The organism is Streptomyces sp. NPDC012474, assembly GCF_042955185.1.
In the GTDB taxonomy this organism is placed as follows: domain Bacteria; phylum Actinomycetota; class Actinomycetes; order Streptomycetales; family Streptomycetaceae; genus Streptomyces; species Streptomyces cahuitamycinicus.
Map to the genome: position 1 here is coordinate 35,555 of NZ_JBIBEP010000020.1, position 16,905 is coordinate 52,459.

Here is a 16,905-nt window from a genome sequence, read left to right on the forward strand (position 1 = left end):
ACTAGTCGCTGCTGTTGAGGATCGAGATGAGCCTCAGGAACTCCAGGTAGATCCACACCAGCGTCAGCGTGAGGCCGAAGGCCGCGAGCCAGGCCTCCTCGCGCGGGGCGCCGTAGGCGACGCCGTCCTCGACCTGCTTGAAGTCCAGGGCGAGGAAGCAGGCACCGAGGATGATGCCGATCACGCCGAAGACGATGCCGAGGGGACCGCTGCGGAAGCCGAGGCCGTCACCGCCGCCGAACACCGCGAACAGCAGGTTCACGGTCATCAGCAGGATGAAGCCGAGCGCGGCCGCCATCACGAAGCCGTAGAAGCGGCGGTTGACGCGGATCCAGCCGGCCTTGTACGCGATCAGCACACCGGCGAAGACCGCCATGGTGCCGATCACGGCCTGCATGGCCGCACCGTCGGCGATGCGGTTGTCGACGATGTTGGAGATGACGCCGAGGAAGACACCCTCGAACGCGGCGTACGTCAGGATCAGCGCGGGCGAGGCCTTGCGCTTGAAGGACTGCACGAACGCCAGGACCATGCCGATCAGGGCGGCGCCGATACCGATGCCGTAGCTACGGCTGATGTTGGCGTCGTCGATCGGCAGCAGGGCCCAGGAGAGCGCCGCGGTGAGGATGAGCACACCGAGCGTGCTCGCCGTGCGCAGGACGACGTCGTCGATGGTCATCCGGCCGGTGGTGGCCGGTGCCTGCGGCGGCGCGCCGTGCTGCAGGTCCTGCTGGGCGTAAGGGTTCTGCGCGTACGGGTTCTGCGCGTACTGGTCGCCCGTCGGCTGCGCGTACGGGTTGCCCTGGGTGGCGACAGCGGGACCCCCGGCCTGCGGCGCGGTGTTGAAGCCCGCGTAGCCGTTGTCGCGGCTGAACCCCCGTCGCGAGAAGACCGGGTTTCTGCTCCTCATTTCACTCCTCCATGGCCACCAGGCGTGGCCTTGGCTCAAGAGTAATAGGTAGGCAAAGGAATGACCCTACTGCTTGGGGAGGATCTTTCCCTCGTCGTGCTGGCCAACACGCTACGTGGCTTCCTGATTCCCCTCACCGGAGGGGGTCATTCACCGGCTCGTCCGAACGGGAAGCCCGTGTACGCCTCCGCCAGGTCCGTCTCGGCGGCGCGGGAGGAGACGATCCGCTCCAGCCGGGCGAGCTGGAGCCGGTCCTCGAAGGCCGTCGCGCCGGGTGCGCGGTGCAGCAGGGTCGTCATGTCGTAGGAGAACCGCTCGGCCTGCCAGACGCGGCGCAGGCAGGTCTGCGAGTAGGCGTCGAGCAGCTCGGGTGATCCGGTCCGCTGCTGGTGGATCAGGGCCCGGGCGAAGGTGGCGACGTCGCCGGCGGCGAGGTTGAGCCCCTTCGCGCCGGTCGGCGGCACGATGTGCGCGGCGTCGCCGGCGAGGAAGAGGCGACCGTGGCGCATGGGCTCGTGCACGTAGGAGCGCATGGGGGTGACCGTCTTCTGGGTGATCGGGCCGCGCTGGAGGTACCAGTCGTCGGCGGTCTCGAACCGGCGCTCCAGCTCGTCCCAGATCTCCGAATCCTCCCATGACCCTGGGTCGGTGCCGTCGGGCACCTGGAGATAGAGGCGGGAGACGGCCGGTGAGCGCATGGAGAGCAGGGCGAAGCCGCGGTCGTGGCGGGCGTAGACGAGCTCGTCGTGCGAGGGCGGCACGTCGGCGAGGATGCCGAGCCACCCGAAGGGGTACGTCCGTTCGAAGACCTGGGCCAGTCCAGCGGGAATCGCCTTGCGGGCCACGCCCCAGAAACCGTCGCAGCCGACGACGTAGGAGCACTCCAGGACGTCCTCGCGGCCCTCGTGCCGGAAGCGGATCCTCGGGGCGTCGGTGCCGGCGTCCTCCACGGCCAGCGCCTCCGCCTCGAAGAGCAGCGGACCGCCCTCCCGGATCTGGAGCGCGATGAGGTCCTTGCACACCTCGGTCTGGGCGTAGACCATCACGGACCGGCCGCCGGTGAGGGCGGGGAAGTCGACGCGGTGGCGCCTGCGATCGAAGCGCAGCTCGATGCCGTCGTGGCGCAGCCCTTCGCGGTCCATGCGCTCCCCGGCGCCGGCCGCGCGCAGCACGTCCGCGGTGCCCTGCTCCAGGATCCCGGCCCGCTGCCGCCGCTCCACGTAGGCGCGGTCGCGGCTCTCCAGGACGACGGAGTCGATGCCGGCGTTGTGGAGCAGCCGGGCGAGGAGGAGGCCGGCCGGGCCCGCTCCGATGATGCCGACGGTGGTACGCATCGGACGACCTCTTCCCGTTCCTCGACGTTCGTCAGGTGAAATTTCCTTCACCATGTGTCTGTGAGTTTCCGACGGCATGCGGTCGCTGTCAACGGGCACGCCGTGAACTCTTCAATGGACCACGCAGGGATCGGAAGGTGCCCGGAGCCGGACTTGAACCGGCACGCCCGCGAAGGGGCAGCGAGGTTTAAGCTCGCCGTGTCTGCATTCCACCATCCGGGCAGGCCGTGGGCTCCGCATCGAGGTTCCGAGACTATCCGGACGGGTCCCCCGAACAGCGGAAGCGTGGACCGATGTTGTCTTATTTTATTGACGTCTGAGGGTGCATCAGCACACGGAACACGCCATCCGCACTTGCCAATAGCCTTGCGTGCGACGCTCGGCCGCGCATGCGGAATGACGGAATTTCACCGCCTGAACGAGGGCACTCCACCTGTTCTCGACACCCGGAAGCATCGGTTCCCGACACCGGGGCCCTTCAGGGGCGTTCGTCATCCCCAGGTATGACACTGCCCCGCGGGGTCAGACCCCAGTCGGCCTTCGGAACCGGAACAACGGGTGACTACACGGCGGCGTGGGACCCGGACGATGGAACACGTCCTTCCCCGAAGTCAGCCGTCCGTCAGGAGAGCCATCCCGTGACCACCGCACCCCTCACCGACCGGGCCACCATCGCGGCCGCGCGCGCCACGGATCTGTCGAAGATCTACGGACAGGGTGAGACCCAGGTGGTCGCCCTGGACCGCGTCTCCGTGGACTTCCGGCAGGCCGAGTTCACCGCGATCATGGGCCCCTCCGGCTCCGGCAAGTCCACCCTGATGCACTGCGTGGCCGGCCTCGACTCCTTCTCCTCCGGGTCGGTGCGCATAGGCGACACCGAGCTCGGCTCGCTGAAGGACAAGCAACTGACCAAGCTGCGCCGGGACAAGATCGGCTTCATCTTCCAGGCGTTCAACCTGCTGCCGACGTTGACGGGCCTGGAGAACATCACCCTTCCGATGGACATCGCGGGCCGTAAGCCGGACAAGGAGTGGCTGGACTCCGTCATCCGGATGGTCGGCCTCGCGGACCGGCTCGGCCACCGGCCGTCCCAGCTGTCCGGCGGTCAGCAGCAACGCGTCGCCGTGGCCCGGGCGCTGGCCTCCCGGCCCGAGATCATCTTCGGCGACGAGCCCACCGGAAACCTCGACTCGCGCTCCGGCGCCGAGGTGCTGGGCTTCCTGCGCAACTCCGTGCGCGAAATGGGCCAGACGGTGGTGATGGTGACGCACGACCCGGTGGCCGCGGCCTACGCGGACCGGGTGATCTTCCTGGCGGACGGCCGGATCGTCGACGAGTTGTACGGGCCGACGGCCGACTCCGTGCTCGACCGCATGAAGGCGTTCGACACCAAGAGCCGCACCAGCTGATCCCCCGTCAGGACCGACAGGACTGAGAAGAAGAACCCCATGTTCCGTACCGCCTTGCGCAACGTGCTCGCGCACAAGGCCCGGCTCCTGATGACCGTGCTCGCCGTGATGCTCGGCGTGGCCTTCGTGTCGGGGACCCTGGTCTTCACCAACACCATCTCCGACGCCTACCAGAAGAGTTCGGCGAAGGGCTTCGACCAGGTCGACGTCGCCATGACGGCGGACTACAAGGACGCCGAGGGCGACCGGGTCGGCAAGCTCCACGAACTGACCCAGGCCGTGCTCGACAAGAGCGAGCGGGTGCCGGGGGCCGCGTCCGCCATCGGGGTCGTGCACAACTTCACCGCCATCGCCGACAAGGACGGCAAGCTGATCGGCCAGGGCTTCCAGTCGCAGGGCGGCAACTACTGGGGCGCCAAGGACCCCCGGTATCCGCTGGTCAGCGGGCACGCCCCCAAGGGCCGGGGCGAGATCCTCATCGACTCCGAGACGGCGAAGCGCGCCGGCTACGAGGTCGGCGACACCGTACGGATGTCCGTCGACGGGCCGGTCCTGACCCCGAGGATCACCGGCATCTTCACCACCGACGACGGCAACGTCGCGGCCGGCGGCAGCCTGACCCTGTTCGACACTCCCACCGCCCAGAAGCTGCTGGGCAAGCCGGGCGTGTACGACCAGATCGACGTCAAGGCGAAGCCGGGCGTCACCCAGGCCGCGCTGAAGGCGGAGCTGGACAAGGCGCTGCCCGAGGGCACCGTCTCCACCACCACCGGCAAGCAACTCGCCGACGACCAGGCGGAGATGATCTCCCGGTCGATGAGCGGCATGCAGACGGCCCTGCTGGTCTTCGCCGGCATCGCCCTGTTCGTCGGCACGTTCATCATCGCCAACACCTTCACCATGCTGGTCGCCCAGCGCACCAGGGAGCTGGCGCTGATGCGCGCGGTCGGCGCCTCGCGCCGGCAGGTGACGCGCTCGGTGCTGATCGAGGCGTTCGTGGTCGGCGCGGTCGCCGCCGTGACCGGGCTGGTCGCGGGCATCGGCATCGGGGCCGGACTGCGCTCCCTGATGGGCACGTTCGACGCGACGGTGCCCGACGGGCCGCTGGTGATCAAGCCGGCCACGATCGTCGCAGCCCTCGCGGTCGGCATCCTGGTGACCATGCTGGCCGCGTGGCTGCCGGGGCGCCGGGCCGCGAAGATCCCGCCGGTGGCCGCCATGAGCAGCGTGCACGCCAAGGCCACGACCAAGTCGCTGGTGCTGCGCAACACCCTCGGCGCGCTGGTCTCGGCCGCGGGCATCGCGGTGGTCCTGGTGGCCACGACCATGGACGGTTCGGACGGCCAGATGCCGATGGGCCTCGGCGCGGTGCTGCTGATCATCGGCGTGTTCATCCTGACCCCGCTGCTGTCCCGCCCGCTGATCGCCGCCGCCGCGCCGGTGCTGCGCACCTTCGGCATCTCGGGCAAGCTGGCCCGGCAGAACTCGGTGCGCAACCCGCGCCGTACGGCCGCCACCGCCTCGGCGCTGATGATCGGCCTGACCCTGATCACGGGCATGACGGTGATGGCGGGCAGCCTGCAGCAGGCCATCGAGAAGATGGCGTCGGCGTCGATCAAGGCCGACTACGTGGTGTCCATGGCGAACGGCAACCCGCTGTCGCCGGACGTCGAGAAGAAGCTGAAGCAGTCCGGCGACGTCACCGCCACCAGCCCGATGCTCAACGCCGAGACCCGGATCGACGGCCAGAGCGAGTACGTGACCGGCGTGAACGGCACGGCGATCCGCGACCTGGTCGGCCCGGAGGTCGACACAGGCACCTTCAAGGTCGGCGGCGGCAACGTCGTCGTGGACAGCGAGACGGCCAAGTCCTACGGCTGGAAGGCGGGTTCCGCCTTCACCGTCGCCTTCGAGGACGGCGAGAAGCGGAAGCTCACGGTCGCCGGCACCTACGAGAGCAACGACTTCCTCAGGGGCATCCTGCTCGACGAGAAGACCCTCGCCCCGCACACCCTGGACCCGTACACCATGAACGTCATGGTGAAAACCTCCGACGGCACGTCCGGCGCGATGCAGGACAAGCTGGAGAAGGCCCTCGGCACCAACCCGGCGATCAAGGTCCAGTCCAAAGACGACATCTCCAACGAGATCGCGCAGATGTTCACGCTGATGCTGAACATGGTCTACGGCCTGCTCGCCATGGCGGTGATCGTGGCGGTCCTCGGTGTCATCAACACCCTGGCCATGTCGGTCTTCGAGCGCTCCCAGGAGATCGGCATGCTCCGCGCGATCGGCCTGGACCGCAAGGGCATCAAGCGGATGGTCCGCATCGAGTCGCTGGTGATCTCCCTGTTCGGCGCGGTGCTGGGGATCGGCCTGGGCGTGTTCTTCGGCTGGGCGGCCGGTGAGCTGCTGGCCTCGAAGATGGCGACGTACGAACTGGTCCTGCCGTGGGCCAGGATGGGCGTCTTCCTGCTGCTGGCCGCGATGGTGGGCGTCCTCGCGGCGCTCTGGCCGGCCCGGCGTGCGGCGCGGCTGAACATGCTGGAGGCCATCAAGGCGGAGTGACCTGACGGAGCGCCGAGGGCCCCTTTCCCGGGTGGGAGAGGGGCCCTCGGCCGTTCTCAGTTCCAGGTGCGGGCGCGCAGCGGCATGTCCGACGCCCCGGACTCGGGGATACGGACGGCCAGGACCTGGTTGACGCCGATGCGGTTGCGCTCGAATGCCAGCGCGGACGCCGCCATGTACAGGCGCCAGACGCGGGCTCGGCCGGGGCCGGCCAGCTGGACGGCACGCTGCCAGTCGGCCTCCAGGCGGGACACCCACTGGCGCAGGGTGAGGGCGTAGTGCTCGCGCATGGCCTCGACGTCGCGCACCTCGAACCCGGCGCGCTCCAGCTGGGCCACGGTGCTTCCGATCGGCTGGAGTTCGCCGTCGGGGAAGACGTAGGAGTCGATGAACGCGTCGACGCTGTACGTCGACTCGTCCCGCTGCGGGCGGCGGGCGATCTGGTGGTTCAGGAGCCGCCCACCGGGCTTGAGCAGGCTGTACAGGGCGTCGGCGTACTCCAGGTACCGCTGGGCGCCCACGTGTTCGGCCATGCCGATGGAGGAGACCGCGTCGTAGGGCCCGTCGCGGACGTCACGGTAGTCCTGGACGCGGATCTCGATCTTGTCGGTGAGTCCCTCGTCGGCGACGCGCTTGCGGGCGTAGGCGGCCTGCTCGTGGGAGAGCGTGACGCCGACGACGTTCACGCCGTGCTCGCGGGCGGCGTGGATGGCCATGGAGCCCCAGCCGCAGCCGACGTCGAGCAGCCGCAGGCCCGGTCTCAGCCCGAGCTTGCGGCAGACGACTTCGAGCTTGTCCCGCTGGGCCTGTTCGAGGGTGTTGTCCGGGGTGTGCCAGTAGGCGCAGGAGTACACCATGGACGGGCCGAGGACGATCTCGTAGAAGTCGTTGCCGACGTCGTAGTGGTGGCTGATGGCGCGTCGGTCGGTGCGCTTGGTGTGCAGGTGGCGGCGGGGGCTGCGGGCCTCTTCGCGGGGCGGGGCGGGCGGCAGCGGGGGCCCGGCGAGTCTGACCAGTCCGCGGACGGCGGCGCGCACCTCGGGCTCGCGCAGCGCCTGGGCGAGGGTGCGGGCGTCGTCGTCGCGCTCCCAGATCAGACCCGACAGCAGACCGAGGGTCGCGTAGAAGTCGCCCTCGATGTCGAGGTCCCCCGCCACCCAGGCGCGGGCCAGGCCCAGTTCGCCCGGCTTCCACAGCAGGCGGCGCAACGCCCGGCGGTTGCGTACGACGAGGGTCGGCGCACCCGGCGGGCCGGCCTGCGAACCGTCCCAGGCGCGGATGCGCACCGGGAGCGGTGCTCCCAGCATCTGTGTGAAGAGGCCCTGCAGCCGCGTAGCGGCGTCTGCCATGGTGTACACCTCCGTGACGGCGAGAATCCCGGAAAGTCCGACACCACGTAAACACCTGCGGAGCTTCGGCGCAGTCCCCGGCACGCGTCACGTCTGGGCAAAACACGCCGAAGGGCCTCCCGCACCACGGATGGCGGGAGGCCCTTCGTCAGGCGGATGACCGGCCGGAGGTCAGGAGGCCTTGGCCTTCTCCTCGGTCTTCTCCTTCGGCGCGGCGGCGACCGGGGCCGGCTTGGCGGCCTCGTAGAACTCCTCGCGCGGCGTCTCCATAGCGCCGAGCGAGACGACCTCGCGCTTGAGGAACATCGCCAGGGTCCAGTCGGCGAAGACGCGGATCTTGCGGTTCCAGGTCGGCATCGCCAGGCCGTGGTAGCCACGGTGCATGTACCAGGCGAGACGGCCCTTGAGCTTGATCTTCATCTTGCCCATGACGATCATCGCGACGCCCTTGTGGAGGCCGAGACCGGCCACCGCGCCCTTGTTGGCGTGGGCGTAGTCCTTCTGCGGGAAGCCCCGCATGCCGGACACGACGTTGTCGCCGAGGACCTTGGCCTGGCGCAGCGCGTGCTGGGCGTTCGGCGGGCACCAGGCGTTCTCGTTGCCCGCCTTGCGGCCGACGAGGTCCGGGACCTGGGCGTTGTCGCCGGCGGCCCAGATGTAGTCGGTGCCCTTGACCTGGAGGGTCGGCTCGCAGTCGACGTGACCGCGGGGGCCGAGGGGCAGGCCGTAGCGGGCCAGGGCCGGGTTGGGCTTGACGCCGGCGGTCCAGACGATGGTGCTGGAGTCGACCTCGAGGCCGTTCTTCAGCACCACGTGGCCGTCGACGCAGGAGTCCATGGAGGTGGACAGGTAGACCTCGACGCCGCGGCCCTCGAGGTGCTCCTTGCCGTACTTGCCGAGCTTGGGACCGACCTCGGGGAGGATCTTGTCGGCGGCGTCGACCAGGATGAAACGCATGTCCTCACGGGACACGTTCTTGTAGTACTTGGCCGCGTCGCGGGCCATGTCCTCGACCTCGCCGATGGTCTCGGCACCGGCGAAACCGCCGCCCACGAAGACGAAGGTGAGCGCCTTGCGGCGGATGTCCTCGTCGGTGGTGGAGTCGGCCTTGTCCAGCTGCTCCAGGACGTGGTTGCGCAGGCCGATGGCCTCCTCGACGCCCTTCATGCCGATGCCCTGTTCGGCGAGGCCGGGGATCGGGAAGGTGCGGGAGACCGCGCCGAGCGCGATCACCAGGTAGTCGAAGGGCAGCTCGTAGGCCTCGCCGACCAGCGGGGAGACCGTGGCGACCTTGCGGTCCTGGTCGATGGTGGTGACCCGGCCGGTGAGGACCTCCGCCTTGGGCAGCACGCGTCGCAGCGGGACGACGACGTGGCGCGGGGAGATGTTGCCGGCGGCGGCTTCGGGGAGGAAGGGCTGGTAGGTCATGTACGACCGGGGGTCGACGACCGTGACGGTCGCCTCGCCGTAGCGCATCTTCTTCTGGATACGCCGAGCTGCGTACAGGCCTACGTACCCACCGCCTACTACGAGGATCCTGGGACGCTCCGTGGTGCTCATGCCATCGAGTATCCACCCGTCTCAGGGGGGTGGCTCGTGCGCCCCTTCACAAGCTCGGTCGGGGTATGTGTTATCCTCCGCCGCTCGCGTGATCCATGTCATGGTGACAACCAGGCCGCTGTGTGCACCACGGAACGTTGTCAATGGCGCGTGAGCTGCCTCTCTGCGCCCGATGAACCTCCGTGAGGACCTCCGGAGGGTGGGCTCGAGCCTCTTTCCGGAGACCTCCATACCATGCTTCTGAACGCGTTCAAAGGCCTGTTCAGCCCCCGGACGGGTCAACGGGACCCCTCTCTTCGCCCGGGAGGGCCGAATTCCTTGTGAAGAACTTCACGAACTTTTCCGACGGACTGTCGCCCGAGGGTCGCGCGAACCCCCGGGACACGCTCATTCGTGATCCATGCCTGCTCAGAAGCGGGCTACGCGACGGACCATGCGATGCCGTCGAGGATGTCGTGCTCGCTCACGACGACCTCCTGCGCGTCGATCCGCTCCATGATCGACAGCAGTACGAGGGCCCCCGCCCCGATCACGTCGACCCGGCCCGGGTGCATGGAGGGCACGGCCGCGCGCTCGGCGTGGGTGGAGCGCAGCAGCCACTCGGTGATCTCGCGGACCTGCTCGCGGGAGAAGCGGGAGTGGTGGATGGCCTGCGAGTCGTACTCGGGCAGCTCCTGGGCGATCGCCGACACGGTCGTCACCGAACCGGCCAGGCCGACCAGCGTCCGCGCCTCGCGCAGCGGGACCGTCTCCTCGGCGAGGTCGAGCGCGGCCTCGATGTCGGCCCGCATCGCCGCGATCTGCTCCGCGGACGGCGGGTCGCTCACCGCCCCGTCCCTGACCAGGTGCCGCTCGGTCATGCGGACACAGCCGATGTCCACCGAGCGGGCCGCCCGGACCCGGTCGTCGCCCACGACGAACTCGGTCGAGCCGCCCCCGATGTCCACCACCAGGTAGGGCTTCGGGAGGTGGTCGTCCCCCGCGAGCTCCTTGGTGGCGCCGGTGAAGGAGAACGCCGCCTCCTGGTCCCCGGAGATCACCTCGGGTTCGACGCCCAGGATGTCCAGCACACCGCGCACGAACTCGTCCCGGTTCTCGGCGTCCCGGGAGGCCGAGGTCGCCACGAACCGCAGCCGCTCCGCCCCGTGCTCCTTGATGATCCCGGCGTACTCGTGGCACGCCGCGAAGGTCCGCTGCAGCGCCTCGGGAGCGAGCCGGCCGGTCCGGTCCACGCCCTGCCCGAGCCGCACGATCGTCATCCGGCGGTCCAGGTCGACCAGCTCACCGGTGGCCGGGTCCGCGTCCGCGACCAGCAGGCGGATGGAGTTCGTACCGCAGTCCACGGCGGCGACACGGGTCACTGGGCGTCCTCCTCGGCGGTCGTCACGCACGGCCCCTTGCGCCACCACTCGGGCAGCATCGCGATCGCCTCGTCCCCGAGCGGATTCACCCCCGGGCCCGCGGCGAGCGAGTGCCCCACCAGCACGTGCAGGCACTTCACCCGGTCCGGCATGCCGCCCGCGCTCGGGAAGTTCTTCAGCTCCTCGATCTCGTCGCGCCGCCGGATGTAGTCCTCGTGCGCGGCCCGGTACGCCGCCGCCAGTTCCGGATCCGAGGCCAGCCGCTCGGTCATCTCCTTCATCACGCCGTTGGCCTCCAGCGTGCCGATCGCCGAGGCGGCGCGCGGGCACGTCAGGTAGTACAGCGTGGGGAACGGCGTCCCGTCCGGCAGCCGCGGGGCCGTCTCGACGACGTCCGGCTGTCCGCACGGGCAGCGGTGGGCGATCGCGCGCAGACCGCGCGGGGGCCGGCCGAGCTGCTGCTTGAAGGCCTCGACGTCCGCGTCGGTGGGCTCGGTGCGCGGGGTGGTCGGCGGGGGCGTTTCCATGACTGTCTTCAGGCTGTCTTTCTCTGATCGCCGGCTGGGAGGTCAGGTCACTGGCCGGAGGCGTCGGACTTGTCGACGCCGTCCCAGACGTTGGAGTACCAAGGGCGGTCCGCCGCCCCCAGGTCGGTGCGCGACTGCTTCGCCGCGTGCGGGTCGATGACGATGAAGCCCGTCTCCCCCGGCATGACGTAGTGCAACCGCTTCCGGATCTGCTGCTCGGCGTACGCGTCGTCCTGCCAGCGCGCCTTCAGATCGCGCAGCCGTTCGACGCGCTCACGGGCCTGCCGCTGTTCGCGCTGGAGGTCGTCGATCTCCGCGCGCTGCGAGACGTACTCCCGCATCGGGTAGGCCAGGGCCACGATCAGCGAGCACATCACCAGCGCGAGCAGCGCCGCCCGGCCGGTCAGCCGCGAGCGGCGGGCCTGACGCTTGGTCTGGGAGCGGTAGACCCGGGCCGCGGTCTGCTCGCCGAGCAACCGGATCCTGGTCGCGGTGGAGAACCGGTCCCGGTCCTTCACGGCCATGTGTCCGCCTCCGCTCCACCGTCATACGCGCGTACGTCCCCGGACACGGTACGGGACCGGGTACGGGGACGTACGTACGACGCTGCCTCTTACGGGTCGGGCCTTTCGCGGTCAGCCCTTGAAGCGCGGGAACGCGCTGCGGCCGGCGTAGACCGCGGCGTCGTCGAGGATCTCCTCGATGCGCAGCAGCTGGTTGTACTTGGCGACGCGCTCGGAGCGGGCCGGGGCGCCGGTCTTGATCTGGCCGCAGTTGGTGGCGACGGCCAGGTCGGCGATCGTGACGTCCTCGGTCTCGCCGGAGCGGTGGGACATCATGCACTTGAAGCCGTTGCGCTGGGCCAGCTCGACGGCGTCCAGGGTCTCGGTCAGCGATCCGATCTGGTTGACCTTGACCAGGAGCGCGTTGGCCGCGCCCTCCTCGATGCCGCGGGCGAGGCGCTCGGGGTTGGTGACGAACAGGTCGTCACCGACGATCTGGACCTTGTCGCCGAGCTTGTCGGTCAGGGCCTTCCAGCCGTCCCAGTCGTCCTCGAACAGCGGGTCCTCGATGGAGACGAGCGGGTACGCGTCGACGAGCTCCGCGTAGTACTCGGTCATCTCGGCCGCCGAGCGCTCCTTGCCCTCGAAGGTGTAGACGCCGTCCTTGTAGAACTCGGACGCGGCGACGTCGAGCGCCAGGGCGATCTGCTCGCCGGGGGTGTAACCGGCTTCCTTCACGGCCTCGAGGATGAGGTCGAGGGCCTCGCGGTTGGAGCCGAGGTTCGGGGCGAAGCCGCCCTCGTCGCCGAGGCCGGTGGCCAGGCCCTTCGACTTCAGGACCTTCTTCAGCGTGTGGTAGACCTCGGCGCCCCAGCGCAGGGCCTCGGAGAAGGACTCCGCGCCGATCGGGGCGATCATGAACTCCTGGATGTCCACGTTGGAGTCGGCGTGCGAGCCGCCGTTCAGGATGTTCATCATCGGCACCGGAAGCAGGTGCGCGTTGGGGCCGCCCAGGTAGCGGAACAGCGGCAGGTCGCTGGCCTCGGAGGCGGCGTGGGCGACGGCGAGGGAGACGCCGAGGATGGCGTTGGCGCCGAGGGAGCCCTTGTTGTCGGTGGCGTCCAGGTCGAACATGGCCTGGTCGATCAGGCGCTGCTCGGTGGCGTCGTAGCCGACCAGCTCCGGACCGATCTGCTCGATGACCGCGAGGACGGCTTTCTCCACGCCCTTGCCGAGGTAGCGGTTCGAGTCGCCGTCGCGGAGCTCGATGGCCTCGAAGGCGCCCGTGGAGGCGCCGGACGGGACGGCGGCACGACCCGTGCTGCCGTCGTCGAGGCCGACCTCGACCTCGACCGTGGGGTTGCCTCGGGAGTCCAGGATTTCCCGGGCTACGACGACGTCGATGGACGGCACGAGCATCTCCTTCTTATGTGACGCGGGTACGCGGGTCGCGTGGACCCGGCGAGGTGCGGGCCGTGGTGGCTCGCGACATGAGCCTAACCGGCTCCGGCCGATCGGCCACCGGGTCGCCCACCCCATGGACAGAACCGAGAGCAAATTGTTTCCGAACGGAACAAAGCCGGTTCGCGAAGTCGGGCAGAAAAAACCCCGCTCCGGCGCGTACGGGGGATGACGCACCGGAGCGGGGAGCCCGTGGCCCTGGGCGGGCCGGTTGGGCCGCTGCCTACTTCAGGTGCAGCTGCTGGCCCACGTAGATGAGGTTGGCATCGTCGATGATGTCCTTGTTCAGCTGGTACAGCTTCTCCCAGCCGCCCTTGACCTTCTGGTCCGCGGCGATCGAGCTGAGGGTGTCGCCCTTGACGACCTTGTACTCGCCGTCGCCCTTCTTGACCTTCTTGCCGGTCGGGGTGGTGACGGTCTTCTTGGCGGCCGGACGCTCGTCGGAGCGGGAGGCGGGCTGCTGCTCGCTCTGGCGGGTCTCGGTGCTCTGCTGGCTCTGCGAGGAGCTGCCGGAGTCGTCGGCGGAGCCGCCGCCGGTGTAGCCGGCGCTCGACAGGCCCTTGCCGCAGACCGGCCAGGCGCCCTTGCCCTGGCCCGCGAGGACCTTCTCGGCGATCTCGATCTGCTGGGCCTTGGTGGCCTGGTCGGCGGTGGAGGCGTACTTGCTGCCCCCGTAGCCGGACCAGGTGGAGGCGGAGAACTGCAGACCGCCGTAGTAGCCGTTGCCGGTGTTGATGGACCAGTTGCCGCCGGACTCGCACTGGGCGACGGCGTCCCACTCGGAGGCGGTGGCGGCGGAAGCGTTGCCGGCCGCCATCAGCGGGGCGGCGACGGCGGCACCGGTGACACCGGCGATGGCGATGACCCGAGAGGCCTTGGACGGACGGCGGTGCGTGCCCTTGCCGGAAAACAGCATGGAGAGATCCCCTCACCGACGCCTGCGAGGTGAGCTGTCGGGTTCGGGCCGGTTGAGTTGCCCGGCCGCGCCCCTCCCGGGACACGGCTTCACCCCAAGCCCTTCCGGCACAACCGGCCGGTCGGGCACTTACCTTGGGTCCCCCGCTCCTGCCTACGGCGCTTGACGCGACGACTGTTCCCGTACGGCCGCTGGCAGGATTCGGCGTTGCGGCAGCCGGGGCTCGCGGTGACGAGCGGTCACGACCGTAGACACGCGATCCACGGAATTTCAAAGACGATCAGGGCTTCTGAGATCTATCTCTCACCGGGCTTATACGGGACATTCGGCGCGAAAGGTGACGTGAACTCACCCGGTTTCGCGGTGAGTTCGTCCCCCGTTTCCGCACTGCCCGAACAGCTACCTCTCGTCCGCTTCGCCCTCGACCGTGAGCGCCTGACCGGGGTGGATGAGGTTCGGGTCGGTGCCGACCGCGTTCTCGTTGCCCTCGTAGAGCGCGTGCCATCCGCCGCTGACCCGAAGGGCGTCGGCGATGGACCAGAGACTGTCGCCGACACCCACGATGTAGGCACCTTCGGACGCGTAGCCGGAACTCTCGTCGGCGGACCCGGAGTGACGCCCCGTGGACTTCTCCGTACGGTCACCCTCGGGCGCGCGGGTTTCCTCCGCGCTGGGACCGCGATGGCGGCCGGAGCCGGTGCCGGACGACGCCGAGGAGTCGTCACCCTGCCGCGAGTCGCCCGACTTGCCGTCCTCGGAGGTGGCCGACGGAGAGCCCTCGGGCTGCCGGTCCTGCGACGAGCCCTCGGATTCGGGCGACTTGTCGCTCTTGGCGGTTTCGTCCTTCGAAGGCGACGACGCCTCGGGCGACGGAGATGAAGAAGGACCCTCAGAAGGGGATGAACCCAGCGAATCGAGCAATCCGGGTGAGTCCACCTCGCCGGATGATTCGGACGAGCCGGATGATTCCGATCCCTTGCCCTGCTCGAGCCCCGAGAGCAGCCCGCAGGTACGCCACGCGCCGACCCCCTGGCCGGCGAGGATTCTCTCGGCCACGGCTATCTGCTGGGAGCGGCTGGCCAGATCGGCGCTCGCGGCGTAGTCGAGGCCGCCGTGCTTCTCCCAGTCCTCCTGGGACAACTGCAGGCCGCCGTAGTAGCCGTTGCCGCTGTTCTGGCTCCAGGCGCCGCCGGTCTCGCAGTCCGCGACCCGGTCCCAGGTCGTGCCGTCGGCCGCGCTGGCACCGGATGCCCCGAGGAGCGGGATCGCGATGGCGGAGCCGGTCACTCCGGCCGCCACGAGGAGAGCCGGAGCCTGGCGGGGGCGGCGGTGCCGACCGTTCCCGGAGAGCATACGGAGACCTTTCGCGAGACAGCAGTGACCGAGGCGGCGTGATTCCCCGCCGCGTTGATGGGTGAACGTATCGGCAGTCGATCACTTGTCACAAGTTCATGCCGCGCAGATCACGTGAAGATCACAGGTCTGATGTTTCGTCACTTCCGGAAGGCGCGAACTCCACCGGCAGGGTGCGCAGCCCTCGCATGATGAGGCCGCCACGCCATCTGAGCTCGGCCGGATCCGCCGCGAGCCGGAGGTCCGGGAGGCGGGTCAGGAGCGTGGCGAGCGCGGTCTGGCCCTCCAGCCGGGCGAGCGGCGCTCCGAGGCAGTAGTGGATGCCGTGGCCGTACCCGAGGTGCTGGTTGTCGCGGCGGGAGAGGTCCAGCGCGTCCGGATCGGCGAACCGCTCCGGGTCGCGGTCCGCGGCGGCCAGGACCACCAGGACGGGGTCGCCCGCCTCGATGCGCTGCCCGGCGAGGGTGAGCGGCTGCGTGGCGAAGCGCCAGGTGGCGAGTTCGACGGGGCCGTCGTAGCGCAGGAGTTCCTCGACGCCGGTCTCCAGGAGGCCGGTCTCCCCGGCGGCGAGGGACGCCTGGAGCCGTGCGCGCTGCCCGGGGTGGGTGAGCAGGGCGTAGGTGCCGTTGCCGATCAGGTTCACGGTGGTCTCGAAACCGGCGAACAGCAGGATGAAAGCCATGGCCGCCACCTCGTTCTCGGTGAGGTGCTCGCCATGGTCGGAGGCGCGGATGAGACCGGAGATGAGGTCCTCGCCGGGAGCGGGCTCGGCGGGAAGCACCTCGCGCTTGCGGTGGATGAGGTCGGCGAGGTAGCCGCGCATCTTCTTCACGGACCGCGCCACACCGCCCCGGGGCCCGCCCTGGTGGCGGATCATCATGCCCGCCCAGTCGCGGAAGTCGTCCTGGTCCTCCCGCGGGACGCCGAGCAGGTCGCAGATGGCGTAGATGGGGAGCGGGAAGGCGAACTCGTGGATCAGGTCGGCGGATCCCTTCCGCGCGAACCCGTCGATGAGGGTGTCGGTGAGCTCCTGTACCCGTGGCGCGAACTCGGCGACCCGGCGCGGGGTGAACGCCCTGGACACCAGCCGGCGCAGCCGGGTGTGGTCCGGCGGGTCGATGTTGAGCAGATGCGTCATCAGCTCGGCCTTGCGCTCCCCCGGGATCCCGGTCTTGCCCTTGGCGTGCGCCGGTTCGTCGTGATGCGCGGGGTTCTTGGAGAGCCGGCTGTCGGCAAGTGCCTGCTTGGCATCGGCGTAGCGCGTGACCAGCCAGGCCTCCACACCGCTGGGGAGCCGCGTCCGGTGGACGGGGCTGTGCTCGCGGAGCCAGGCGTAGGCCGGGTAGGGGTCGCTCGCGAACTCCCAGGTGAAGAGGTCGGGAGCGGTCGCGGGTGTGCTGGGCTGGGGCTGGCTCTGGGGCTGGTCGGTCACGTCTCGACCGTATCCGGCTTATGGGAGCGCGCTTGCCTCCGTTTCGGCTGGGCTCGGGTCCGCTGCCATCGTTCCGGCTTCCGGCTTCCGGCTTCCGGCTCCGGCTTCGGCTTCCGGCTCCGGCTTTCGACTTCAGCTTCCGCGTCCGGCCTCCGACGTCAGACGATCGACGTCTGGCTTCCGACATCCGGCCTCCGGCTCCGGATTCCGACGTCCGGCTCC

13 protein-coding genes, 1 tRNA gene and 1 riboswitch are annotated in these 16,905 nt (G+C 69.5%); of the genes, 2 read left to right on the forward strand and 12 right to left on the reverse strand.

Going from position 1 to position 16,905, the window contains the following annotated elements:
- Position 1: 1 nt before the first annotated feature.
- From ACFY9S_RS33090 to ACFY9S_RS33100, 3 genes are all read right to left on the reverse strand, one after another.
- Positions 2-910, reverse strand: a complete 909-nt coding sequence (locus ACFY9S_RS33090) for a Bax inhibitor-1/YccA family protein (protein WP_102912488.1) — start codon at positions 908-910, stop codon at positions 2-4.
- A 146-nt stretch (positions 911-1,056) separates the two neighbouring features.
- Positions 1,057-2,244 carry a 4-hydroxybenzoate 3-monooxygenase gene (locus ACFY9S_RS33095; protein ID WP_391135847.1) on the reverse strand — a complete coding sequence of 396 codons (1,188 nt, stop codon included), beginning with the start codon at positions 2,242-2,244 and terminating at the stop codon, positions 1,057-1,059.
- 138 nt (positions 2,245-2,382) lie between these two features.
- A tRNA-Leu gene (locus ACFY9S_RS33100) sits at positions 2,383-2,466 on the reverse strand.
- Positions 2,467-2,882: 416 nt separating this feature from the next.
- On the opposite strand from ACFY9S_RS33100, the gene ACFY9S_RS33105 reads away from it, so the two are divergent.
- Complete coding sequence (locus tag ACFY9S_RS33105; protein WP_391135850.1) at positions 2,883-3,653, forward strand: ATP-binding cassette domain-containing protein; 771 nt, start codon at positions 2,883-2,885, stop codon at positions 3,651-3,653.
- Between the two features lie 39 nt (positions 3,654-3,692).
- Positions 3,693-6,221, forward strand: a complete 2,529-nt coding sequence (locus tag ACFY9S_RS33110; RefSeq protein WP_391135853.1) for an FtsX-like permease family protein — start codon at positions 3,693-3,695, stop codon at positions 6,219-6,221.
- Between the two features lie 56 nt (positions 6,222-6,277).
- Here ACFY9S_RS33110 and ACFY9S_RS33115 read toward each other — a convergent pair whose 3' ends face one another.
- From ACFY9S_RS33115 to ACFY9S_RS33155, 9 genes are all read right to left on the reverse strand, one after another.
- Complete coding sequence (locus ACFY9S_RS33115; RefSeq protein ID WP_391135856.1) at positions 6,278-7,570, reverse strand: class I SAM-dependent methyltransferase; 1,293 nt, start codon at positions 7,568-7,570, stop codon at positions 6,278-6,280.
- A 171-nt stretch (positions 7,571-7,741) separates the two neighbouring features.
- A complete protein-coding gene (locus tag ACFY9S_RS33120; RefSeq protein WP_391135859.1) occupies positions 7,742-9,130 on the reverse strand; it encodes an FAD-dependent oxidoreductase in 1,389 nt (462 codons plus the stop codon).
- A gap of 419 nt (positions 9,131-9,549) precedes the next feature.
- Positions 9,550-10,491 (reverse strand): exopolyphosphatase, encoded by a 942-nt coding sequence (locus tag ACFY9S_RS33125; protein ID WP_391135861.1) that lies wholly within the window; start codon positions 10,489-10,491, stop codon positions 9,550-9,552.
- Positions 10,488-11,018: a DUF501 domain-containing protein gene (locus tag ACFY9S_RS33130; RefSeq protein ID WP_390986855.1), complete on the reverse strand. Its 531-nt coding sequence runs from the start codon at positions 11,016-11,018 to the stop codon at positions 10,488-10,490. Before ACFY9S_RS33130 ends, ACFY9S_RS33125 begins: the two co-directional genes overlap by 4 nt.
- Positions 11,019-11,065: 47 nt before the next feature.
- Positions 11,066-11,542 (reverse strand): septum formation initiator family protein, encoded by a 477-nt coding sequence (locus ACFY9S_RS33135; protein WP_033312045.1) that lies wholly within the window; start codon positions 11,540-11,542, stop codon positions 11,066-11,068.
- Between the two features lie 111 nt (positions 11,543-11,653).
- Positions 11,654-12,934: a phosphopyruvate hydratase gene (gene eno / locus ACFY9S_RS33140; protein WP_102911241.1), complete on the reverse strand. Its 1,281-nt coding sequence runs from the start codon at positions 12,932-12,934 to the stop codon at positions 11,654-11,656.
- A 271-nt stretch (positions 12,935-13,205) separates the two neighbouring features.
- On the reverse strand, positions 13,206-13,898 hold the full coding sequence (locus ACFY9S_RS33145; protein WP_391135864.1) for a transglycosylase family protein: 693 nt from the start codon (positions 13,896-13,898) through the stop codon (positions 13,206-13,208).
- 4 nt (positions 13,899-13,902) lie between these two features.
- Positions 13,903-14,069: riboswitch (cyclic di-AMP (ydaO/yuaA leader) on the reverse strand.
- 228 nt (positions 14,070-14,297) lie between these two features.
- Entirely contained in the window at positions 14,298-15,251 is a 954-nt protein-coding gene (locus ACFY9S_RS33150) for a transglycosylase family protein (RefSeq protein WP_391135867.1), read from the reverse strand.
- A gap of 121 nt (positions 15,252-15,372) precedes the next feature.
- Positions 15,373-16,683, reverse strand: coding sequence for a cytochrome P450 (locus ACFY9S_RS33155; protein WP_391135870.1), 1,311 nt, complete (start codon positions 16,681-16,683; stop codon positions 15,373-15,375).
- Positions 16,684-16,905 lie beyond the last annotated feature (222 nt).